Origin of the sequence: Pseudoxanthomonas sp. CCNWLY206-1 (assembly GCF_039710385.1) — a bacterium.
Lineage (GTDB): Bacteria > Pseudomonadota > Gammaproteobacteria > Xanthomonadales > Xanthomonadaceae > Pseudoxanthomonas_A.
Genome location: NZ_JBDKXI010000002.1, coordinates 178,917 through 201,523, shown reverse-complemented (window position 1 = coordinate 201,523; position 22,607 = coordinate 178,917). Strand labels below are relative to the sequence as shown.

At 61.9% G+C, this 22,607-nt stretch carries 16 protein-coding genes and 1 pseudogene; 6 read left to right on the top strand and 11 right to left on the bottom strand.

Going from position 1 to position 22,607, the window contains the following annotated elements; translation table 11 throughout:
• Window positions 1-109: 109 nt before the first annotated feature.
• The 9 genes from AADW18_RS05065 to trxA form a co-directional block, all read right to left on the bottom strand.
• Window positions 110-2,209 (bottom strand): M13-type metalloendopeptidase, encoded by a 2,100-nt coding sequence (locus AADW18_RS05065; protein WP_337342726.1) that lies wholly within the window; start codon window positions 2,207-2,209, stop codon window positions 110-112.
• A gap of 235 nt (window positions 2,210-2,444) precedes the next feature.
• Entirely contained in the window at window positions 2,445-4,142 is a 1,698-nt protein-coding gene (locus AADW18_RS05060) for a CHASE2 domain-containing protein (protein ID WP_337342280.1), read from the bottom strand.
• Entirely contained in the window at window positions 4,139-5,746 is a 1,608-nt protein-coding gene (locus AADW18_RS05055) for a FecR domain-containing protein (RefSeq protein ID WP_337342279.1), read from the bottom strand. The genes AADW18_RS05060 and AADW18_RS05055 overlap by 4 nt, the downstream gene beginning before the upstream one ends.
• Before the next feature lie 191 nt (window positions 5,747-5,937).
• Window positions 5,938-6,954, bottom strand: coding sequence for a serine hydrolase domain-containing protein (locus AADW18_RS05050; protein ID WP_337342725.1), 1,017 nt, complete (start codon window positions 6,952-6,954; stop codon window positions 5,938-5,940).
• A 142-nt stretch (window positions 6,955-7,096) separates the two neighbouring features.
• Window positions 7,097-8,911, bottom strand: a complete 1,815-nt coding sequence (locus AADW18_RS05045; protein WP_337342278.1) for a DUF885 family protein — start codon at window positions 8,909-8,911, stop codon at window positions 7,097-7,099.
• A 316-nt stretch (window positions 8,912-9,227) separates the two neighbouring features.
• Window positions 9,228-10,004: a queuosine precursor transporter gene (locus AADW18_RS05040; RefSeq protein WP_337342277.1), complete on the bottom strand. Its 777-nt coding sequence runs from the start codon at window positions 10,002-10,004 to the stop codon at window positions 9,228-9,230.
• A gap of 372 nt (window positions 10,005-10,376) precedes the next feature.
• Window positions 10,377-11,096 carry a DUF502 domain-containing protein gene (locus tag AADW18_RS05035; protein WP_337342276.1) on the bottom strand — a complete coding sequence of 240 codons (720 nt, stop codon included), beginning with the start codon at window positions 11,094-11,096 and terminating at the stop codon, window positions 10,377-10,379.
• Between the two features lie 214 nt (window positions 11,097-11,310).
• Complete coding sequence (locus tag AADW18_RS05030) at window positions 11,311-11,766, bottom strand: DUF4442 domain-containing protein (RefSeq protein ID WP_337342275.1); 456 nt, start codon at window positions 11,764-11,766, stop codon at window positions 11,311-11,313.
• A 63-nt stretch (window positions 11,767-11,829) separates the two neighbouring features.
• Window positions 11,830-12,687, bottom strand: coding sequence for a thioredoxin (trxA, locus tag AADW18_RS05025; protein ID WP_337342274.1), 858 nt, complete (start codon window positions 12,685-12,687; stop codon window positions 11,830-11,832).
• 319 nt (window positions 12,688-13,006) lie between these two features.
• Between trxA and AADW18_RS05020 the strand changes: the two genes are divergently transcribed.
• A complete protein-coding gene (locus AADW18_RS05020; protein WP_337342273.1) occupies window positions 13,007-13,621 on the top strand; it encodes a DUF998 domain-containing protein in 615 nt (204 codons plus the stop codon).
• A gap of 96 nt (window positions 13,622-13,717) precedes the next feature.
• Here AADW18_RS05020 and AADW18_RS05015 read toward each other — a convergent pair whose 3' ends face one another.
• Window positions 13,718-15,004: an amidohydrolase family protein gene (locus AADW18_RS05015; RefSeq protein ID WP_337342272.1), complete on the bottom strand. Its 1,287-nt coding sequence runs from the start codon at window positions 15,002-15,004 to the stop codon at window positions 13,718-13,720.
• 103 nt (window positions 15,005-15,107) lie between these two features.
• Here AADW18_RS05015 and leuS point away from each other — a divergent pair, with 103 nt between their 5' ends.
• From leuS to rsfS, 5 genes and pseudogenes are all read left to right on the top strand, one after another.
• The gene (gene leuS, locus AADW18_RS05010; RefSeq protein ID WP_337342271.1) at window positions 15,108-17,744 is read left to right on the top strand and encodes a leucine--tRNA ligase; all 2,637 of its coding nucleotides are present in this window, start codon (window positions 15,108-15,110) and stop codon (window positions 17,742-17,744) included.
• 221 nt (window positions 17,745-17,965) lie between these two features.
• Window positions 17,966-18,463 (top strand): annotated as a pseudogene (lptE, locus tag AADW18_RS05005) (LPS assembly lipoprotein LptE); the annotation flags it as partial.
• A gap of 23 nt (window positions 18,464-18,486) precedes the next feature.
• On the top strand, window positions 18,487-19,521 hold the full coding sequence (gene holA / locus AADW18_RS05000) for a DNA polymerase III subunit delta (RefSeq protein ID WP_337342270.1): 1,035 nt from the start codon (window positions 18,487-18,489) through the stop codon (window positions 19,519-19,521).
• A gap of 227 nt (window positions 19,522-19,748) precedes the next feature.
• Entirely contained in the window at window positions 19,749-20,402 is a 654-nt protein-coding gene (nadD, locus tag AADW18_RS04995) for a nicotinate-nucleotide adenylyltransferase (RefSeq protein WP_337342269.1), read from the top strand.
• Between the two features lie 55 nt (window positions 20,403-20,457).
• Window positions 20,458-20,880, top strand: coding sequence for a ribosome silencing factor (gene rsfS / locus AADW18_RS04990; protein WP_337342268.1), 423 nt, complete (start codon window positions 20,458-20,460; stop codon window positions 20,878-20,880).
• 80 nt (window positions 20,881-20,960) lie between these two features.
• On the opposite strand, the gene AADW18_RS04985 is transcribed toward rsfS, so the two are convergent.
• Window positions 20,961-22,496, bottom strand: coding sequence for an alkaline phosphatase PhoX (locus AADW18_RS04985; RefSeq protein WP_337342267.1), 1,536 nt, complete (start codon window positions 22,494-22,496; stop codon window positions 20,961-20,963).
• Between the last annotated feature and the right edge of the window lie 111 nt (window positions 22,497-22,607).

The following is a 22,607-nucleotide window of genomic DNA, read 5'->3' as shown; positions in this document are numbered from 1 at the left end:
GCTACAGCGTGCGGGCGCCGGTTTTCCCGATGCTGGAAAAAAGGGAGGCCCGACTTCTTGCCGGGCCTCCGTGGTTACCGCTTCAAGTTGGCGTAACTTCGATCCGTGGTTACCAGATCACCACTTGCTTGCCGTCGGCACGCACCATCGGGTCGCCTGCCTTGCATTGGAACGCTGCCGCGAAAGCCGGCAGGTTGGACGGTGCGCCAATGGCACGGAAGTTGGCGGGTGCGTGCGGATCGGTCTTCAGGCGCACTGCCAGGTTTTCCGGGGTGAAGTTGCGGCGCCACACCGTGGCCCAGTTGAGGAAGAAGCGCTGGTCGCGGGTCAGCCCGTCGGTCTTCGGATCGGGCTGGCCGTCGGTCGCCTTTTTCATGGCGTCGTAAGCGGTGGCCAAGCCGCCCAGGTCGGCGATGTTTTCGCCCAGCGTCAGCTTGCCGTTGACCGGAGTGCCATTGGCGTCATAACCGTTGAACTGTTCGATGAGTTTGTCGGTGCGGCTGGAGAAACCTTTGGCGTCCGCCTCAGACCACCAGTTCTCGAAGTTACCGGTTGGCCCGAAACGCGCGCCCTGGTCGTCGTAGCCGTGGGTCATTTCGTGACCAATCACCGCGCCGATGCCGCCGTAGTTCATTTCATCCGGTGCATTGGGATCGAAGAACGGCGGCTGCAGGATAGCGGCCGGGAATACGATCTCGTTCTGCAACGGGTTGTAGTAGGCGTTGACCATCTGCGGCGGCATGCCCCATTCGGTCTTGTCCACCGGCTTGCCGATCTTGCTCAGGTTCCACTTGTAGTTGAACTCCTGCGCGGCCAGCACATTGCCGATAAAGCTGTCGCGGCTGGTGCTCAGGCCAGTCCATTCGCGCCACTTGTCCGGGTAGCCGATCTTGGGCGTGAAGGTCTCCCACTTGGCGATCGCCTTCTGCTTGGTCTCGTCGCTCATCCAGGCGAGGTTTTCGATGCGTGCCTTCAGTGCGGTCGCCAGGTTGGCCACCAAGGTTTCCATTTTCGCCTTGGATTCTGGAGAGAAGGCGACCTTGACGTACATCTGTCCCAGCGCTTCGCCGGCCTGGCTTTCCACCGTGTCCAGCACGCGCTTCCAGCGCGGCTTGATTTCTTTTTGGCCGTTGAGGACCTTGCCGTTGAAGTTGTAGTTCTCGTTGACGAAGGCATCGCTCAAGTAAGGCGAAGCGCCATCGATGGTGTGGAAGCGCAAGTAGGCGCGCCACGCGGCGGGGTCGGTATCGCCCAGCATCTTGCTGACTTCCTGATGGAATGCCGGCATCGCCAGTGAGAACTTCTCCTGCGGCGCCACACCTTGTGACTCGAAGAACCGGGTCCAGGAGAAATTGGGCGTCAGCTTGTCGGCTTCGGCGAGGGTTACCGGGTTGTAGTAAAGCTCGACATCGCGCGAGAGTTCTTCGCTGGTCTTGGAAGCCTTGGCCAAACGAGTTTCGAAGGCGATGACGGTCTTTGCCTGTTCGGCGGCTTCGGCGGGAGCCGCGCCAGCAAGTTCCAGGACCTTGGCGATGTGCGCCTGGTACGCGTCCAGTTTTTCCTTGTTTTCCGGCTTGGTGTAGTACTCCGGATCGGGCAGGCCCAGACCGCCTTGCGAGGCGTACGCCATCGTCATGGTGGAGTTCTTGAAGTCGGCTTCGGCGCCGAAGCCGAACAGGGCGTTTTGCCCCTTCGCCGCGGTGGTGCGCAGGTATTCGGCAATGGCTTCCTTGTCGTTCAGGCCGTCAATGGCGGTCAGCATGGGCTTGATGGGTTCGATGCCCTGCGCGTTGATCTTGGCTTCGTCCATGCCGGTTGCCCATAGGTCGCCGACGATTTTCTCCACGCCAGCGGCTTCCGGGTGAGCGGCGGCTTGTTCGGCCAATTGCTTCTGCACGGTGGTGGAGCGCTCGTCCAGCATTTCGAAGGCACCCCAACTGGCACGATCGCCGGGAATGCTGTTGGCCGCCAGCCACTTGCCGTTGACGTATCCGCCAAAATCGGTACAGGCGTTCTTGCTGGTATCCAGGTCGCCGACCTGGAAGCGATTGACGGGTGGCAGCTTGCTTTCGTCCAGCTTCAATTCGAGGGCGGCAGGCGTGGTGGATGCCGTGCTTGCGGCAGGGGCGGTGTCGTCCTTTTTGGAACAGGCCGCCAATACGGCGGTTACAGCCAGCGACAACAGGAGAATCTGGGGTTTACGGGCAATCACGGTCTACTCCGGCCCAACTAAAGGGCAGCATAAAAGGAAAGCCCCAGCCGGGGCGTGCGCGCGACTCTACGCTTGTCATCCGCGGCGAAGAGGTGTCGAAGGTAATGGCATTGTTGTTAATCATTCGTTGCAGGCAATCGCTAGCCCAGGAGCGCTGGCTCTCGTAGAGCGAAGCTTGCTCCGCTGCTTTTCTTGGGCGGACATGCGTAGAAGCAGCGGAGCAAGCTCCGCTCTACATGGGAGCGCCGCCAAAGGCGGGCTTTTCGTCCGCGTGGCTGATGCTGCGATTGCGTCCCGCCTGCTTGGCGCGGTACAGCGCGTTGTCCGCGCGTTCGAAGAGATCGTCCGGACTCAGCTCTTCTTCGTTCAAGTGGGTGTGGATGCCGACACTGATCGAAAAAGCGGGAGGTCCATTGCCGAGCTCCGCATTGGTGGCCAGATTCGCCAGATCGACGTGGACAGTGGTGGCGATGGTGGCTGCCGCTTGTGCGGACGTTTCCGGCAGCAGTACCGCGAATTCATCGCCACCCAGGCGGGCGACCAGGTCGCGGGGTCGGCGGGCGCGGCTTCGCAGGATTTGCGCCAGCGCACGCAACACCGCGTCGCCAGCGGCATGGCCCTGGTTGTCGTTGAGTTGCTTGAAGTGATCGATATCCAGCACCAGCAGCGACAGCGGTTGACCGGTGCGACGCGTCGTTCGCATTTCCTGTTCGAGCACCTGACCGAAGCGATTGCGATTAGCGAGTCCGGTCAATGGATCCGACTGCGCCTGTTTGTGGGTCCGCCGTAGCCGGCGGTATACCCACAACAGCGTTCCGATCGCCAAGACAAGCAGCGCGGATACCGGCGGGAACCATAGATGCGCGAATTGCAGCAGCAGGAAAGAGATCAGTATCGTCACCGCCATCATCAAGGCAGTGGGGCGCCAGATACTTTGCAACCCCGGCAGACTGCACAGCGCCAACGGGGCCACCACCAGGATCAGCGATAGCAGCACCTGCCAACCGGTCGACAGCGGCGTGATCGCGGCATCGTTCAACAGCATGTTCAAAACGTTCGCTTGGTAATCCGAGCCGCTGATGCCGGGATAGGCCGGATGCCCAGGCACTTGCGCCTGGCTACCCATGCCGACGGCGGATACGCCGACGATCACCCAGCGGTCGCGCAGCATCGAAGGCGGAACGCGGTTGTTCAGTACGTCGGTATACGAGACGTGGCGAAATCCATTGGGCGAGCTGGCATAAGGAATCAGTACTTCATGATCGCGAACCCAGCGCTGGGGGGACGCGGCTTCCGGCTCGCTGTAATGCAGTCCGGGCAGTTTGGCGGTGACGTTGGAGCCGGTGGCGGTGTTCAATTGGAGTAGCGCCAACGCCAGCGCCGGCCAATGCGCCGAACCCATCCCGGCCTGCAGGAACATCCGCCGCGCGACGCCGTCGTCGTCCAATGGCATTTCTGCATGGCCCAATGCCGCGGCCGACGCGGCGAACTCGGGAATCGGCATCAGTTCGATGGCCGGCGCGTTGAGCTGACCAGGCTCGGCCAGTACCGGTAAAACCACTTTGCCGCTGCGGCTCAAGGCCCGCGCCAGCAATGCATCGCCTTCGGGGTCGAAGAGCACCGGTTCGGACAGCAGGATGTTCAAGGCCACGCCCTTGACCTCGGCCTCCCGCAGATGATCGATCAATTGCGCATGGATGCGCCGAGACCAAGGCCAGCGGCCCAGCTCGGCCAAGCTCCGTTGATCGATATCGATCAGGACGATGCGATCGTCGGCGTGCCACACCGTCCCGGCAACCAGCGAATCGTATAGCCAGGCGTCGGCACGCGCCGTGATTTCCGACAGCACGAGCAACACCACCAGCGCCGCCGCGGCGATCGTGATCAGGGCGCGGGTCTTGATCTTCGGTACGGGCGATGGCGTGGTCATAGGCTCAGCAGGATGATAAGCGCGCCTGCCCCGGCACCGATACGGCAAAACCGGCAAGGGATCTTCACGACCTGGGGTTCGGGGAAGGGACCTTCGAAGCCGTCGCTGCCGATGGCCTGCGCACGCAGGTACCAAGTGCCGGCGCCTGGCTTCGGCACGGTGATCTCCGCTTGCGACACCATCTCGTCGATTTTCAGCGTGCTGAAGTCGGGCGTGCGCGACATCTGGAAGCGATAGCGCTGATCCGGCGGGCCGGCCTGCCAGCGGAAGGTGACGGCGTCCGAACGGCTTTTGCCGGCATCGCTATCGATCTGGCCCGCTTCGGCCAGCGGGCGCAGTTCGAACGCCATGACATCGCCGAAAGAGCCCTGCTTGCCTGCGGCGTCGACGCTTGCAACCCGCCAGAAATACCTGCCCGGCGGCAAGGACTCCGGCAATTTCGCCTGGGTACCGGCAATTTCGCTGACATCGACCAGCGGCTGGTCGAAATCGCGATTGCTGGCGACCTGGTAGCGGTAGACGCTGGCGCCCGGCGCTTGGGTCCAGCTCAAAGCGACCCGGCTATCGCGTACGATAGCGTCAGCGGCGGGCGCGATGGCATAGGGCGGCAGAGGGTTTTCGATACTGAAAGGTACGACCGCATCCTGTCCTTCCAGGCCTTGCGCATCGATAGCGCGGACTCGCAGGAAATAGCTGCCTGCGGGCAACGCGGGCAACCGCGTCTGCGCTGCGTCGATTTGCAGATCGGCCACCTGCGTGGCGAAGTCGCTCTGATCGCTGGCCTGGACGCGATAGCGAGCCGCACCGTCTACTGGCGGCCACGCAACATCACGCCCAAGTTGGCGCCCAGCCGCCAATAGTGCCGACAGGTCGGGCGCCGGCAACAGCGGCACTGCTTTCACCGCACCGGCCTGGCCGGCCTCGACCACCGAACCGTAGCCACGAGGGATCACGGTGGGCTGATCTTGGGCGCTGACGGCGACGCCACCTTCCAATACTTCCGTCAACGTACGAGTGCTCGCAGCTTCCACACGGAACTGAGTGCCGCGTACCGCCGAAGAAGCGCTGGGAGTTTCGACGATGAAGCCGGCGCCGGGGCCGACTATCGGCTTGACCTCGTTGGTGATGCGGCCGCGCTGCAGGCGCAGGCGAGTATCGATCATGCCGCTGCGGCCATAGCGGCTAAGACGATCCAGCCGCAATTCACTGCCGCCCTGCAAGACAAGCCGCGAGCCATCGGCAAACTGCAGGCACAGCGAAGCGTCCGCCGCGGTCTTGAGCAACGCACCCGCACCCAGTTGCATGCCTTGAGTGATTTTGCGGCTGGCTGCTTTTCCCAGCGCGACTGTGGCGTCGCCACGCACCAGCATCACCTTCGCCTTGACCGGCTGACGTGCCAGCCAGGCCAGCGGAATCCGAACAGTCGATCCGGGCGGCAAGCGGTAGGGATTGCCGATGCGATTATGTTGCTGCAACTGCTGCCAACGAATACCGGGCTTGAGGTGTTCACCCGCCAGATTCCACAGCGTATCGCCGGGACGGATTCGATAGGTCCATTCCTGAGCCGATGCTGGGGCGCATAGCACTAGCAGAGCGATCCACATGACCCACCCACGCCAGTTTCTCTGGAGTCCGACCATCGACTTCAAAGGGTCCCCTTACCTATGCTGCTTTGCAGCGTCTCACACAATTATAGGCGAGACCTCATCGGTGGAGACCGATTATGCGAGCGATTTGCGTTTCTGATTCACCGCCAAGTCGAGGAGCATCTGATCGAAGCGGTTATCCCACGGAGTCAGGGGCCCGGTAGATAGTGGCGCGCAATCGCTAGCGCGGTCTTGTATGGCTCCGGGTCATTGCGGTTGGTCAACACGATAATGCTCAGCCGTTGCTTCGGATAACGCACGATAACGTTGCGAAAACCAATGCTTTCGCCCGAATGCCACACCGAATCGCCGTTGATTCGCCAGCCGAAACCATAGAACGGCACGTCGGGTTCGGTGGTTGAGGCAGCGCGAGAAAATGCGAGGCTCAGAGAGGATTTCTTCAGCAGACGCTCGTCGTACAAGGCGGCGTCCCATTTGACCAAATCATCGATAGACGAATAGATGCCGCCGTCTCCCAGCACTGCGCTGGTGGGACTTTGGTCGGTGCGCACCCAATGGCCGGCGATTTCGCTGTAACCGTAAGCGCGGTGAGCGACGGTGGACCGGCCTTCTTCCAACGCCACGGTGTTATCCATGCCCAGTGGTTGGAAGATGCGTTGGTGCAAGAAAGTCGCGAAATCCTGACCGGAAGCACGGCCCACGACCAGCGCCAGTAGTGCATAGCCGCTGTTGCTGTAGCGATAGCTGGACCCTGGCGCGAAATAACCGTGGTCCTGATCCTCGAGGATGCGCAACACATCGGCATCGTGCAATTGACCGGCGAGGTTCTCCGGCATGACGTCTTCGTAATCGATCAGCCCTGACGTATGACTGAGCAGGTGACGCAGAGTGACCGCATCGGCGGCGGCGGGCAGCGATGGAAGCCATCGCTTCACCGGATCATCCAGGCTCAGTTTGCCGTCTTCCGCCAGCAGCAGGATGCAGGCGGCGGTGAACTGCTTGGTGATCGAAGCCAGGCGATAGTTGGTTGCAGGTGTCGCAGCGACATTGTCTTCCAGGTTCGCCAATCCATAGCTACGGCGAAATACCGGTTGACCGTCGCGAATCACCAGCACCGAGGCACCCGGAACCTGGCCCTGATAGCGGCTCATCAGCTGATCGATGTCGTCCTCCGTGCCGGCATGCGCGAATGCGCACACCAGCATTCCGGTGCCCAGTGCGAAACCACGCAACACATCGACCAGCTTCATATCGACCTCATTTGGCCTGCATGTGAGCGCGTAGCCTGCGCCGCAAATACGGCCCTGGCAATGCGGCCGTACATGCGGTGCTCGTCACGCCCGCGGTTTACTTCTTGCTTGCGATCCAGCGGTCGATCTTATCTTCCAGCACATCCAGCGGCACCGAGCCGTCCTTCAGTACCTCGGCGTGGAAGTCGCGGATGTCGAATTTGTCGCCAAGTTCGCGTTCTGCCTTGGCGCGCACTTCCTTGATCTTCAGCTCGCCCATCTTGTAGGCCAGCGCCTGGCCGGGAATGGCCATGTAGCGCTCGGCTTCGGCCGTGGCCTGGGTGTCGCTTTCGGCCGAGTTCTCCAGCATGTAGGCGATCACCTGTTCGCGCGTCCAGCCTTTGCTATGCAGGCCGGTGTCCACCACCAGCCGGATGGCACGCCACAACTCGTTCTGCAGATAGCCGAAGTAGTTGTACGGGTCCTGGTAGACGCCCAGGTCCTTGCCCAGCGATTCGGCATACAGCCCCCAGCCTTCGGAGAAAGCGATCTCGCTGCCAAAGCGGCGGAACATCGGCAGGCCGGTCAGTTCCTGCTGTAGCGCGAGCTGGAAATGATGGCCGGGAATGGCTTCGTGCAGATAAAGGTCTTCCGCGTCCCAGGTCTTGCGAGTGGGCAGGTCGTAGGTGTTGACGTAGAAAATGCCCGGACGCTTGCCGTCCTCGCTGGGCCGCATGTAGGAGCCGCCCGCCGCCGATTGCGCGCGGAACGCTTCTACTGGCCGGATTTCGAATGGCGCTTTGGGAATCAGCGAAAACTGTTCCGGGACCTTGGCGTTGATCTTGTCTTCCAGGCCGCGGTAATAGGTCAGCAGTTCCTCTTCGGTCTTGAAGCTGAAACGCGGATCGGTCTGCATGAACTTGAAGAAATCCTGCAGCGAACCTTTGAACTTCGTCTCCTTCATTACTTCGCCGATCAAGCCATGGATGCGCGCGACTTCGTTCAAGCCGATCTGATGTATCTGCGCGGGCGACAGGTCGGTGGTAGTGCTCTGTTTTGCGTTATAGGCGTACCACGCCGCTCCGTCGGGCAGGGCATCCATGCCGGCGCTGGCGCGTGTCTTGGGCAGATACTCCTTGACGATGAACTCGCGTAGTTCAGCGTAAGCAGGCATCAACTCGCTTTCGATCAACTTGCGGTAATCGGCAGTGAGCCGTTGTTTGTCGGCGTCGCTGAAGTTGGCTGGAAAGTTCTTGACCGGTCCCCAGAACAGCGTGTCTTCCGCTTTCGGCTTGATCAGCGCATCCAACTGCGGCACCACTTTGTCCATCAGCGCGCGTGGCTGCACCACACCGGCCTTCATGCCTTCGCGCATATTGGCGATGGCCTGGTCGAACAACACCGGAATCCGGGTGGCGCGCTTGTTCCAGTTGTCGTAGTCCTGCACCGTCTTGAAAGGCTGCGCGCCGGTGCCGGAACCCAACTGCACGACCGTGCTGGCGATGTTGTAGAACTGGTTGACCGGCTGCATCCAGCCGGGAAAGCGTTCGCCTTCCAGTTCGTTCTTCGCATCGCGCACGAAGATCTGATAGCTCAGCAGGTCCTGGCCATTCAATCCATCGGCACCGATCGCCTCGACTTTCTTCAGCCATTCCTCGGTGAAGTGGTGCGACTTCTCGCGGTATTCGGCGGACAGGAAATTCGGCAGCTGATCGTTGTAGCGCGGATCGCCCTGGAAGGTCGCACGCAGCGGATTGAGCTTGAGCGATTCTTCCCAGTACTGCGTGTAAAGCTGGTTCAGTTGCGCGGCCTTGTCGTTGGCGGGCGATGCTGCAGCGGTGGACTCGGCAGCGTTGGCATCTCCCGCAAAGGTAGCGGCAGGCAGTGCCAGGGCGATGGCCAGGGTCAGCAAGGCGGGCAGGGGACGGCTCATGGAAGGTTCCGATGGGTTGGGCAAACCCGGAGCGTGGCCCGTCTTGCCGCTTCCCGCCAGCGACGGAAGTCATGGTCCCGCCTGGATGTGTCCTTGTGGGGGCGACGTAAGTCGCGACCGGAAATCTAGAGCTTTTAGACACGGATCAACGCAGATAAACACGAATAAAAAGGCATTCAATGCCTTATCCGCTTCTTTCCGTATCAATCCGTGTCAAAGCTTTGGCTGTTCTGCCGGTCGCTCTGACGTGATCTGACAGGAAGAGTTCGCGCCGAGACGGCGCTCCTACGATTGGTGGCCGTTCCAGGGGATTCTCTCAATCCCCAGCCGCTTCAGCGCGCAGCTGGCGCTCGCGCGCTTCACCCAGATAGCGGCGGATGCCGTGCCGCATCAGGTAGAGCAGTGGTATCAGTGCGATGGCTGCCAGCATCTTGTAGAAGTAGTTGACCGTACTGATCGCCAGGAACAATGACGTCGGCCATTTTTGCGGGCCCAGCACGAAGGCGATGTAGATCACCACGAAGCTGTCGACCAGCTGCGAGATGGCCGTGGAGCCGGTTGCGCGCAACCAGACCCAGCGCTCGCCGGTGGCAACACGGATGCGATGGAACACCGATACGTCGATCAGCTGGCCCAGCAGGAAGGCTACTATCGAACCCGCGATGGACCACATGCCCTGGCCGAAAATGGCGGCGAAAGCCGCCTGATAATCGGGAACGCCCTGGCCCTCGGCCGCCTTTACCCACCAGCCGGCCGGTGCCGCGGCGATGGCGAGAAAGGCGAACACGAAGCCATAGACGATCAACGCAACCGCCAGCCAGGAAATGAAACGCACGCCGCGCTTGCCGAAGAATTCGTTGACGGTGTCGGTCAGGATGAAGACGAACGGCCACAGCAATGTGCCGACGGTGAAATTCAAAGAACCGTTTTGCCCGAACAGGTCCCATTCCAGCGGCGCGATACCCAGCGTGTCTTCCAACGCGAAGATCTTGACGCCGATGAATTCGGCCAGCACCGCGTTGACGCAGAAAAAAGCGGCCAGTGCGATGAACAACCGCACCGCACGATCATCAAGGGTACGGCTTGTGCTCATCGGTTCGGCGCTCCCCAGCGCGAGTGAATGGATTGGATTCCGGCATGTCGGCGATTATCTTCGCCAAAGTTGGATAGCGGTGGAACTCATTCGGGTTCCCTTGGATACCAGCCGTTTGCGTTGCGCGGCGGAAGCGGGATTCCCTTCGATTCCAGGTGCATCTCAAAGGCTTCTTCGTGCGCCGGCGCCCATCCGTCGTGGCTGTTCTGAAAACAGCTCTTGCACACGGTCAAGGCGTAACCCGGGATCTTTTGGTATCCATGCACGCCAGCGCCTGCCTTGCAGCCATTGCCGCAGATATCGCAGGGAAAGATCAGTGCATGTGCTTGGCGCATTTACCAACTTCTCCGCGGTACCCAGGGGCTACCAAGGTCAGATTGTAGTATCGGGCGCCGGCGGGAGGGTCGCCGGAGGCTCGCCTGGTTTATCGGCGTTTCGCGTAAATGGCATGGATTCCGGTGCTACCGCGCCGCCGGAAATGATGAAGCTCATCGCCTGGTCCACCGACCAGTCGGTCGGCGTCAACAGTTCCACTGGAACGATTTCCAGATAGCCGGAGGTCGGGTTGGGCGTGGTGGGTACGTAGACAGCCGCCAGTTCGCGTCCAGTGCCTTCTTCGCGCATCACCCGGGTGACGAAGCCCACCGATTTCATGTCACGGTGCGGGAAGTCGATCAATACGACGCGCTGCGTATTGCCCGGTTTGGTCTGCAGGATGTCCAAAAGCTGGCGCGCGCTTGAATAGATGGTGCTGGCCAAGGGAATGCGTTGTATCAGCATTTCGAACCAGCCGAGCAGGCGTTGGCCGATGACGCGCCGCGCCAGCACCCCCACCACCAGGATGACGATCAACGTCGCCAGCAGCGCGATGGTGTTCTGCACCCACAGCGCCTTGAACCAGCCCAGCGAATCCGGGAATGATGCCGCTATCTGTTGGGAAATCGGACCTACCCAGGGCTTGCTGATGTCCGACAGCAGCACGAAGACGAACTTCACCACCACCCAGGTCAGCCAGATCGGCAGCAGCGTCAGCAGGCCGGTCAGGAACAATTTTTGTAGGGAGGGGCGGGAAACAGGATGGTCGGTAGACATCGGCCTATTGTAGGGCAGCGATGCTCTTGATAGCCCGTAGCGGAAAAGCTTTTTCTCCCCCTTTGGAAAAGGGGATTAAGGAGGATTTGCTTTTGCTCTTAGAAGCAAAAGCCAAAGCAAATCCCCCGTAGCCCCCTTAAAAAGGGGGCAAAAGCGAAATGCTCTTTCCGTTCACCGTTCACCGTTCACCGTTCACCGTTCACCGTTCACGCACCTAGTCCCGTGCTTTCGGCTTCAAGCGCACATAGATCTGCTTGCGGATACGTACGACAGTTTCGTTCTGGGCGTTGAGTATTTCGGTGGGCATCCAGCGCAGATGCTTTTGGCCGTCGGCGGCGGTTTGGCGGATGTCATCCAAAGTGGCGTCATCCAGGCGGAATTCGGCGTGCACCGTGCCTTTGCCGGGTTTGACGAATTCGATCTCGGCTGCCTTGTCCCAGACGTAGTAATCGCTGCCCAGCGATTCCTTGATCATGATCATCCAGAACGGATCGGTCATGGCAAACAGGCTGCCGCCGAAATGCGTGCCCACGTAGTTGCGATTCCAGGGGCGCATCCGCAGTTCCACCCGGGCGTAGCGCCAGTCGCTGCACATTCGGGTGACATGGATGCCGCTAAACAGGAACGGCGGCCAGCAATTGAAGATGTGCCGAAGAGTGGAAGCCTTCATTCGCGAGCCTATATGGGACAAGGCTCGCAGGCTACCATACGTACAGGTACGGTAGCGCTGGGGCTAAAACAGCAGTGATGACATCTTGCGCCGATAGTGGGCAACCAAAACGCCGTCCTCGATCACCCGGAAGGCGTCGATCAGGCTTTTCCGGGCCAGGCCGTCCTCGAAGCTGCGGTCGCGGCGGAGCATTTCCAGGAACTGCTCCAAGGCAGCTTCCGATTCGCCGGCCACCAGACGGTGGACGCCCAACAGGTGACGTGCGCGCAGGTCGTCAGGATTGGCCGCGATAGCCGCCTCCAGCACTTTCACCGGCGGCGCATCTTTCAACGTTGCCGAAAACCCCAGACGAGCGCGCGCCTGCACGGCGCGATCGTCGGTCGCCAGATTGGCCGGCAGCGCATTCAACAATTGCTCGGCCTCGCCCGCGGCACCGATCTTCAACAATGCCAATGCCAGATCGAGTTTCAGCTCATCCTTGTCCGGCTCGGCTTCGATCGCCTTGCGCAATGCCAGCACCTGCGCGTGCGGGTCCAGCGCCACCGGCGGCTCTTCGACAGCGGATTCCGCGGGCGCCGGTTCGATGCCATGTTGCTTCAGGAATTCACGCAGTTGGCCTTCCGGCAACGCGCCGGGGAAGCCATCCACCAACTGGCCGCCCTTGACCAGGAAAACGGTCGGAACGGAGCGGATCTGGAATGCGGCAGCGATCTGCTGCTCCTTGTCCACGTCCACCTTGGCCAGTTCGAACGCACCGTTGTACTCACCCGCCAGTTTTTCCAGGATCGGCCCCAAGGTCTTGCACGGGCCGCACCAGGTCGCCCAGAAATCCACCAGCACCGGTACCTGCAACGATTTCTGCAGGACTTCGGCCTCGAAGGTTTCGGTGGTGGCGTCGAAAACGTGGGGCAGATCACTCATGGGGCCGCTCGAGTCAAGGATGCGGCCTAACATGGCGGCGACTCGCGCACCTTTCAAGCGGGTGCGCCCGGATGCTTACCCTACGTCATAGGCGGCTCGCGCCACGAGTCGCCACCGAGCATGCGCAACGGCCGACGGCAGCGGATAGGCGGGTCGGCGCCGGTGGAACCGACATCGCGACCGCTGCGATGCATTGCGTTATCGCTCGGCAAACTATCATTGCGCTGAAGGTGGCGGGTAGATGCTGCCGTTGAAGTTGACGTTCCACATCGGTGGACGCTTGATGCTGGCTTGAGGAGATGTTCCGTTGGGAAGCGCAATGAATCGTGGATTGCCGTATGCAGGTCTTGCCGGCGCAATCTTCTTCGCTATCGCTGTGGTCGGTTTTGGCCTGGCGTTGCCCGGATATTCGCAGTCGGCGCATCCGGTCGCGGTGCTGGGCGCGAAAGGCTTTCCGCATGCTATGGCCTTCAATCTGCTGGGCTTCGTGCTTCCGGGGCTGCTGGCGTCGGTCGTAATGCTCGAGTTGCGCTTGCGTCTGCCGGCCGCCGCCGGCTGGAGTCTGCGCATTGGCGCGCAATTGTTGCTGCTTTCTTCACTGGGCTTCGTTGCGTTGGGATTACTGCCTTTGGACCCGGCGGACCTGCACAACGCCAGCAGCAGCTATCACGCGACCGCGTGGATGCTGTGGTGGGTCGCGTTTGTTCCAGGCGCGGTGCTGCTGGCGGTGGGCCTGCGTGGACAGATGGTGTGGCGAACGGTAGTGCGGATCAGTGCGGTGACTGCCTTGCTGCTGTTGATGCTGGTGTTGTTCGCCGTGGATTGGCTGCCTGCCGGTACTGCACAGCGGGTGGCATTCGCGGTGTGGTGGGTTTGGGTAGGCGTCGCGGGTTTTACCCCGCGCGCTCGGCTTACCGCTAAAAGCCATCCTTGACAGTACGCGTAGCGTGCGCTGTGCGCACGGAAACGGGACTCGATGACGCGTGATGAACCACGTTGTCGTGCGCACAGCGCACGCTGCGGGTTTCAATCAGGGCTGCTTGAAGATCACGCCGTCCTTCATGACGAAATCGACATTCAACACGGCATTGATGTCCGCCACCGGATCGCCCGGCAGCGCGATCACGTCCGCGCGCTTGCCAGCTTCGATGACGCCCTGGTCGTCCACGCCCAGTACCTCGGCGGCGCGAATGGTCGCGGCTTGCAGCGCCAAATTGGCCGGGATGCCGGCTTCCACCATGTAAAGGAACTCGCGGGCGTTGTCGCCATGCGGGCCCACGCCCATGTCGGTGCCGAACGCGATCTTCACGCCATTGCGATACGCCTTGGCCGCCGTGTCCTGGATCTGAGCACCGATGCGCGCTGCCTTGGGCCGAACCACTTCCGGGAAGTAGCCGTCGATCTTGGCTTTTTCGGCGACGAAGCGGCCTGCATAGATCGTCGGTACGTACCACGTGCCGTGCTGTTTCATCAGCCGCATCACTTCGTCGGTCATGTAGGTGCCATGCTCGATGCTGGTCACTCCACCCAGGATGGCGCGCTTCATGCCCTCGGTGCCGTGTGCGTGCGCGGCGACCTTGTAGCCATAGTCGTTGGCGATATCAACGATCGCCTTCACTTCATCGACGGTGAACTGCGGCGCATCGCCGGATTTGGCGTAGCTCAGCACGCCACCGGTGGCGGTGATCTTGATGACGTCGCTGCCATCCTTGTAGCGCTGGCGCACCGCTTGGCGCGCTTCCTCGATGGAGTTGATAACGCCTTCAGTGGGGCCGGGCGGGCCGATCAGATGGGACAGCTGGTCGTTCCAGCCATTGGTGGGATCGGCATGGCCGCCGGTGGTGGCGATGGATTTGCCAGCGGCGAAGATGCGCGGACCCTTCACCAGCCCCTGGCTCACTGCATCGCGCAGATGCGGGACGACTTCGCCGCCCAGGTCGCGCACGCTGGTGAAGCCGGCCATCAGGGTCTTTTCCGCATAGACGACCGAACGGTAGGCAAAGTCCACCGGGTCCAGGCGAAAGCCTTCGGAATAGCTCTGCGGGCTGGACTGGCCGGACAGGTGCACATGCAGATCCGTCCAGCCGGGCAGGCAGGTCCGTCCGGTCAGGTCGATGGATTTAGCGCCAGCCACCTCGGCTCGGCCCGGCAGAACCTCGGCCACTTTGCCGTCGCGGACGACCACCGTACGGGCCTCCAGGACCTTGCCGCTGCGCGCATCGAAGAGCTTTCCGCATTGCAAAGCCAGCGGTTCGGCGGCGGCGGCGGGCAGGGCGATCAGGCTGGCGAGGAGTGCGGGCAGGGCGTATCGGGACATGGCGGGCTCCGGAAGGACGGGCCATCTTAGCGGTTGCGTTGGCGGCGCTTTGTGCACTGCGGTACCCTTCCACGCTTTGCCGCGACACCTATCAGCCGTCCCTATGTCCGTTCCCGCAGAACCTAACGTCTACGACCCCAAGTCCGTCGAAACCAACGCCCAGTCCTTTTGGGAGGGCCTCAAAGCCTTCGAGGTAGACGAGCGGTCCGACAAGCCCAAGTATTACTGCCTGTCGATGTTCATGTATCCCAGCGGCTCGATGCATATGGGGCACGTGCGGAATTATGTGATCGGCGATGTAATCAGCCGCTACAAGCGCATGACCGGCCATAACGTGCTGCAGCCCATGGGTTGGGACGCCTTCGGCTTGCCGGCCGAAAATGCAGCGGTCAAGAACGGGACCGCGCCGGCCAAGTGGACTTACGCCAACATCGAGCACATGCGTAATCAGCTGAAGCAATTCGGCTTTGCGTACGATTGGTCGCGCGAACTGACGACCTGCCGGCCGGAGTACTACGTGCATGAGCAGCGCATGTTTACCCGTCTAATGCGCAAGGGCCTGGCCTACCGCAAGAACTCGGTGGTGAACTGGGATCCGGTGGACCACACTGTGCTGGCCAACGAGCAGGTGATCGACGGACGCGGCTGGCGTTCCGGCGCGTTGGTGGAAAAGCGTGAAATCCCGCAATGGTTCCTGCGCATCACCGACTACGCCCAGGAACTGCTGGACGGCCTGGACGATCTGCCGGGCTGGCCGGATGCGGTCAAGACCATGCAGCGCAATTGGATCGGCCGCTCGGAAGGGCTGGAAATCAACTTTGCGGTGGAAGGCGGCGACACGCTGACCGTCTTCACCACCCGTCCCGATACGTTGATGGGCGTGACGTTCCTGTCCATCGCCGGTGAACACCCGCTGGCGCAGAAAGTCGCCGCCGCCAATCCTGCCATCGCCACTTTTCTGGAAGAACTCAAGCATGGCGGAGTTTCCGAGGCCGAGCTGGAAACGCAGGAAAAGCGCGGCATGGACACCGGATTGCGCGCCGTACACCCGGTGACGGGCGAGAAAATACCGGTGTGGATCGCCAATTTCGTGCTGATGGGCTACGGCACCGGCGCGGTGATGGCGGTGCCAGGACACGATGAACGCGATTTCGAATTCGCGCACAAATATGGCTTGCCTATCCGCCAGGTCATCGCGCTGACGGCGCCCCGGACTGAGGAAGAAAAAACCTACGACCCGGATGTCTGGCACGACTGGTATGCGGACAAGACCCGGACCGATCTGGAGCTGGTCAACTCCGGCGAATTCGACGGCCTGGATTATCGTGGCGCTTTCGAAGCGCTGGCCGAACGTTTCGAACGCCAGGGCCGCGGCCAGCGCCGGGTGAACTACCGTCTGCGCGACTGGGGTGTTTCGCGGCAACGTTATTGGGGTTGCCCGATTCCTGTCATCTACTGCGACAAATGCGGTGCGGTGCCGGTGCCGGAATCGCAACTGCCGGTGGTACTGCCGGAAAACGTAACGCTGGACGGTGTGAAGTCGCCGATCAAGGCTGACCCGAACTGGCGCAAGACGACCTGCCCGGAATGCGGCGGCCCGGCCGAACGCGAGACCGACACGTTCGACACGTTCATGGAATCCAGTTGGTACTACGCACGCTATACCTCGCCGGGTGCCAAGGACATGGTGGACAAGCGCGGCAACTATTGGTTGCCCGTCGACCAATACATCGGCGGCATCGAACACGCGATCCTGCACCTGATGTATTTCCGCTTCTATCACAAGCTATTGCGCGATGCGCGGCTGGTGGACAGCGACGAGCCGGCACAGAACCTGTTGTGCCAGGGCATGGTGATTGCCGACACCTACTACCGCGAATCGGAAACCGGGAATCGGGAGTGGATCAATCCCGCCGACGTCGAGGTGCAGCGCGATGAGCGTGGACGTGTAACCGGCGCGACGCTGATCGCGGACGGGAAGCCGGTCTCCATCGGCGGCAGCGAGAAGATGTCCAAGTCGAAGAACAATGGCGTCGATCCGCAAGCGATGGTCGACAAGTTCGGTGCCGATACGGTGCGCCTGTTCTCGATGTTCGCGGCGCCGCCGGAGCAGTCGCTGGAGTGGAACGAAGCCGGCGTGGAAGGCATGGCGCGTTTCCTGCGCCGCCTGTGGACGCAGGTGCACAGGCACGCTGCCGACGGCGGGCAAATACCGGCGGTCAATCTGTCGGCGCTGAGCGCCGATCAGAAAGCGCTGCGCCGCAAGATCCATGAAACCATCGACAAAGTCGGCAACGACTACGGCAAACGCCACAGCTTCAACACCGCCATCGCCGCGGTGATGGAGCTTTCCAACGCATTGGGCAAGTTCGACGACGCCAGCGGCAATGGCCGCGCGCTGCGCCAGGAGGCACTGGAAACCGCGGTATTGCTGTTGAACCCGATTACGCCGCATACCAGCCACACCTTGTGGCAGGCATTGGGCCATCCGGAAACGCTGCTGGAGGATGTGCCGTTCCCTCAGGCAGACCCTTCCGCCATGGTGCGCGATTCGGTGACGCTGGCGGTTCAGGTCAACGGCAAACTGCGCGGCACCATCGACGTGGCCGCCGACGCCCCGCGCGAGCTGATCGAGTCGCTGGCCAAGGCCGAGCCGAACACCGCCAAGTTCCTGGAAGGCACGAGCATCCGCAAGATCATCATCGTGCCTGGCAAGATCATAAATATCGTGGTGGCCTGAGGTAGCGGTAGACGCGACCTTCAGGCCCGTAGGAGCGGCGTCCCGCCGCGAGCTTTTCCATCAGGTCGCGATAGAAGCGAAGAGCTCGCGGCGGGACGCCGCTCCTACATAGGGGACGCGGACGCCGCTCCTACCGGGTTATCGCGGGGCGCGGCTCCCATGTTCACCTGCCATCCGGATTGCCTATTGCCGCCCATGCCGGGCTCGTCCAGACTTCCTCCATGACCCGATTCCGACCCATCGCCGTAGCCGCCCTTGTCCTGATCCTGTCCGGTTGCGGGTTCCACTTGCGCAACAAGATCGCCTTGCCGGCAGATCTCGGCCCCGTCCGGGTAGTGTCCTCAGGTTCCTACAGCAAATTGGCTACCTCCTTGTCGCGCGGCCTGCAGGCCGCAGGCGCTACGCCTGCCCCGGAAGACAGCAAGGAAGACGTTGCCACCTTGCAAGTCCTTTCCGAGCGTTGGGGCGATCTTCCCATCAGTATCGACAGCCACGGTCGTTCGCAGGAGTACAGCCTGCGCTACGCGGTGGTATTCGTGTTCCGCAAGGCCGATGGCACCGATCTGGTGCCGCAGCAGGTGGTCGAGATGTCGCGGGACTACGTGTCACCGCCCGAGAACGCCACGGGCACCAGCAGCGAGCGCGAAGTCCTGGCCAATGAACTGCGCCAGGAAATGGCCTCGTCGATCCTGCGCCGCATCGACGGCGTGATGCGAGCCGGACAGGTCGTCAAGACCGAGTAATGGAACTCAAGCCGGAGCAATTGGCCTCGCGTTCGGCCACGGATCCGTTGTATCCGGTCTATCTGATTGCCGGCCCGGAAATCCTGCGCGTACTGGAAGCCGCCGACGCGGTGCGCGCGCAAGCGCGCGCTCAAGGCATCGGCGAACGGGAAGTATTCGACGCCGATGGCCGTGATTTCGATTGGAATACGCTGGATGCTTCCTTCAATGCGCCCAGCCTTTTCAGCGCCCGCCGTTTGATCGAGGTTCGCCTGCCCAGCGGCAAGCCGGGCAAGGAAGGCGCGGAAGTGATCAGCGCGTTCTGCGCCAATCCGCCGCCGGATGTCATCCTGCTGATCACCGCTGGCGAGTGGAGCAAAGCACATCAAGGCAAATGGGCCGATGCCATCGCGCGTGCCGGCGCTATCGCGATTGCCTGGGCGATAAAGCCGCACGAATTGAGCGGTTGGATCGAAAGCCGACTACGCGTGAAAGGCTTGCGCGCGGACCGTACCGCGGTACAGGTGCTGGCTGACCGCGTGGAAGGCAATCTGTTGGCGGCGGCGCAGGAAATCGACAAGCTGGTGCTGTTGGCGGAAGGGAAGACCCTGGACGCGGCGACCATGGAATCGCTGGTGGCTGATGCCGCCCGCTACGATGTCTTTCGTCTGACTGACGCGATGTTGGCGGGCCAGGTCGATCACGTTTCGCGGATGCTGGCGGGATTGCGCGCTGAAGGCGACGTGGTAGCCGGGTTGATGCCGATGGTGGTGAAGGAACTGCTGCGCACGGCGGCGCTGGCACGCGTGCAGGCACGTGGCGGCAATCTGGGTGCGGAAATGAAAGCCCAAGGCATCTGGGAAACCAAACAGGCGCCCTTCAAACGAGCTCTGCAACGACACGCGTCTCCTGCGCGCTGGGACCGCTTCGTGGCCGAAGCCTCGCGGATCGATCGTATCGCCAAGGGTCGCGGCGACGGCGATGCCTGGGTAGCGATGGAGCGGCTGCTGCTGGCGGTCGCGGATGCCAAAGCGGTGCGATTATTGGTGGCGTGAGCTCTCTGGCGTCGAGCATTGGATTTCACTGCCTCTAGCATCTCGTTTCGCCCCTTAAAAATGGGGGCAAGGCGCACGCGCCGCACGCGCCGTGGGCGACGGGATTTGCTTCTGCCGTTGCCTTTGACTTTGCATTTGCCTTGTTTGAAAAGCACCCCCCTCAATCCCCCTTTGCAAAGGGGGAGGTAAAGCCACGGTCCCTCCTGCCTTCCCACTCCCCGCTCCCCATGCTCAATATCTTCTACGGCGGCACCTTCGATCCGGTTCACAACGGCCACATGGCGATTGCCAAGGCGGCTCGTGATGAACTGGGTGCTGTGGTGCGCTTGATGCCGGCCGCCGATCCGCCGCACCGTGCCCCGCCGGGCGCGACGGCGGAAGAACGCGCAGCCATGCTGGACCTGGCGGTGGCGGATGAGCCGGGCTTGCTCGTCGACCGTCGGGAGTTGCAGCGTGCCCAGGCACAACCGGGCAGTCGCTCCTACACCATCGATACTTTGTGCGAATTGCGTGGGGAGTTGGGCGAGCACGCGCCGATAGCGCTGCTGATCGGTGCCGACAGCCTGATTGGCCTTCCGACGTGGCGGGATTGGCAACGGCTGTCGGACTATGCGCACTTCATCGTCGCCGAACGTGTAGGCAGTCCGCTGGATGGCGCAATGCCGGAAGAACTTGCACGCTTCATCGAGGGGCGATGGCTGTCCTCGCCGAAAGAATTGACCGAAAGGCCCGCCGGAGGCCTGTTTCGGCTTAAACACCCTTTGCAGATGGAATCAGCCAGCGAGATCAGGCGACGGATGGCCGCGGGCCAGGCCTGGCAGGAGATGGTGCCGCCGGCCGTGGCGGACTACATCGCGGATAACCGGCTTTATTTCACGTAAGCGCCGGACCGGAGTTCGGTATAATTCGGCCGCATTCCCTAAAGACAGCAAACCTTTGTCCAGCCAAGCGCAAGTCATCAAGACCCGTCTTCCCAGCCCGCCTCCGGCCTTGCCGGACCTGCTCGCCAACGTACATGCGGCGGTTGAGGAACTCAAAGCCAAGGATGTCGTCGAGATCGATGTGCGCGGCAAGTCCAGCGTCACGGACTACCTGATCATCGCGTCGGGCACCTCGACGCGCCACGTGAAATCGATTGCCGATGAAGTGGTCAAGTTCGCCAAGAAACTGGATGTCATGCCGTTGGGCGTGGAAGGCGAGCGCGAAGCAGAGTGGGTATTGGTCGATCTGGGTGACGTGATCGTCCACGTCATGCTGCCGCGAGTGCGCGAGTTCTACGCGCTGGAGCGGTTGTGGACGGTGGGCGATCAGCCGCCTCAGTACGACGAATTCGAAGCGGGTGCGGAAGATCGCTCCTGATCCCAACAAGGTTTCGATGGAAAACGGCGCTTTTCGGCGCCGTTTTCGTTTTTGCTTCCCTGACTAGCAACAACTGCCGCTTACAACGGTCCACGTTCCCACGGTCCCGTGATGGCGACCGTGATCCCGGGCGATTGGATGTTGACGAACATCGTCCTCGACAGCGGGTCCCAGCAGGCGCCACAGAACTCGGAGTCGCGATAGTCGCCTTCGTCGATCGTCTTGCCGGCGTTGGCGATCTGCGTGGACGTCAGCTCGATGTTGTTCTTGCAGAAATAGAAGGACTCGCCGGCGCGGGTCAGGCCGATCAGGCGCGAACCGGGGCCGTATTCGTCAGGACTTTCGCCGCCGTCTTCGCACAACAGCACGCCGCCGCGCGCACTGACGGTGATGTTGTCGGGATTGTGCGCGGCCAACTGGTTGCCGCTGACGAACAGCGCGCGCAGCCGCTGGGTGAACAGGTCAAGCACCCACACCGAACCATTGCCGCGGCCTTTGCGGCCCTGGCTGTCCACGCCGGTGCTGGTATCGACGATGAACATCTTGCCGTAGCTGTACCAGATGCCTTCGCCGCGGCTCATCCGCAGCGCGCCCTCGCTCCACGCTTGCGCGAACGGACCACTGAGCGTGTCGCCGGCCGATACATCCGGAAAACCGCTGGGCGCAACGACCGTATCCAGATCCGGGTCGGGAACGTCCACCCAATCCAGCGCGTATTCCTCGCCCATGTTGGCAACAGTCAAGTCGGCGTTGGGCTTGCCGCGAACGCGCGCGGCCTGCAGCCGTCCACCGTGCTCCAGTGAGCCATAGCGGCCGAAACGGTCGTTGGGGATGAAGCGATACAGCGCCGATTTGTTGCGATCGTCTTCGGTCAGATAGACGATGCCGGTGCGCGGATCCACGGCCACGGCTTCGTGGCTGAAGCGGCCCAGACCCACCAGCGGCCGGCCGGTGGTGCGCTCGCTCCGCGGGTCGACTTCGAAGACATAGCCATGCTTACGGCCGGTGCTGGAGACCGCATCGGTCTTGATTTCTTCGCAGGTCAGCCATGTGCCCCACGGGGTCAGTCCGCCGGCGCAATTGACCAGCGTGCCGCCCAGGCTGGGTTCCAGGCTGCCCCATTCGTCGTGGCGGTAGGTGAGGGTGGTAGTGCCACCCGCCGCTTGCAGGCCTTCGCTGACAATGCCGGTGTCGTACATGCCAGGCGCCTGGATGGGCGCGCCAGCGCCGCGTTCGTGATTGCGGATGAGGACGTATTCCAGACCGCGGCCATGACCGCGGCCGCTGCCTTTCCAACCATGCTTGCGTACAGAGACCACGGCCATGCCGTCGTGGCGGTCAGGGCAGGGCTGGCCGTCGTCCATGCGGTCGCCGCTCCAGCCGAACGAACGGTAGCTAAAGCCGCGCGGCAACTGCAGTAGCGGCAGCCCGGTGCTGCTGTCGGCCACAGGCGCTAGCGGCCCATAACGGCTCGGAATCGGGGAAAGCCGGGTTGATCCGGTGGCGGCGTAGGCCTGGCGCGAATACAACGCGCCCAGGCTGCCGATCGTGCCCATCGCGACGGCGGCGGCACTACCTTTCAGGACCTGGCGGCGGGCGGGATCGAAGACACTCATCGTGCGACTCCTGCTGGCTGGGGGAGCTTGCACGCTAGGTCTCCGGTGTAACCGGAATATGACAAAGGCATGTCTCTTGCAAATGGTCCGACAGAAGTGCGACGCCGCTAT

What these genes read in the sequence shown, in the direction of transcription:
- AADW18_RS05060 (WP_337342280.1), bottom strand. Translation starts at nt 4,142, where the DNA reads ATGACCACGCCATCGCCCGTACCGAAGATCAAGACCCGCGCCCTGATC.
- AADW18_RS05055 (WP_337342279.1), bottom strand. Translation starts at nt 5,746, where the DNA reads ATGTGGATCGCTCTGCTAGTGCTATGCGCCCCAGCATCGGCTCAGGAA.
- AADW18_RS05050 (WP_337342725.1), bottom strand. Translation starts at nt 6,954, where the DNA reads ATGCTGGTGTGCGCATTCGCGCATGCCGGCACGGAGGACGACATCGAT.
- AADW18_RS05045 (WP_337342278.1), bottom strand. Translation starts at nt 8,911, where the DNA reads ATGAGCCGTCCCCTGCCCGCCTTGCTGACCCTGGCCATCGCCCTGGCA.
- AADW18_RS05040 (WP_337342277.1), bottom strand. Translation starts at nt 10,004, where the DNA reads ATGAGCACAAGCCGTACCCTTGATGATCGTGCGGTGCGGTTGTTCATC.
- AADW18_RS05035 (WP_337342276.1), bottom strand. Translation starts at nt 11,096, where the DNA reads ATGTCTACCGACCATCCTGTTTCCCGCCCCTCCCTACAAAAATTGTTC.
- AADW18_RS05030 (WP_337342275.1), bottom strand. Translation starts at nt 11,766, where the DNA reads ATGAAGGCTTCCACTCTTCGGCACATCTTCAATTGCTGGCCGCCGTTC.
- trxA (WP_337342274.1), bottom strand. Translation starts at nt 12,687, where the DNA reads ATGAGTGATCTGCCCCACGTTTTCGACGCCACCACCGAAACCTTCGAG.
- AADW18_RS05020 (WP_337342273.1), top strand. Translation starts at nt 13,007, where the DNA reads ATGAATCGTGGATTGCCGTATGCAGGTCTTGCCGGCGCAATCTTCTTC.
- AADW18_RS05015 (WP_337342272.1), bottom strand. Translation starts at nt 15,004, where the DNA reads ATGTCCCGATACGCCCTGCCCGCACTCCTCGCCAGCCTGATCGCCCTG.
- leuS (WP_337342271.1), top strand. Translation starts at nt 15,108, where the DNA reads ATGTCCGTTCCCGCAGAACCTAACGTCTACGACCCCAAGTCCGTCGAA.
- holA (WP_337342270.1), top strand. Translation starts at nt 18,487, where the DNA reads ATGGAACTCAAGCCGGAGCAATTGGCCTCGCGTTCGGCCACGGATCCG.
- nadD (WP_337342269.1), top strand. Translation starts at nt 19,749, where the DNA reads ATGCTCAATATCTTCTACGGCGGCACCTTCGATCCGGTTCACAACGGC.
- AADW18_RS04985 (WP_337342267.1), bottom strand. Translation starts at nt 22,496, where the DNA reads ATGAGTGTCTTCGATCCCGCCCGCCGCCAGGTCCTGAAAGGTAGTGCC.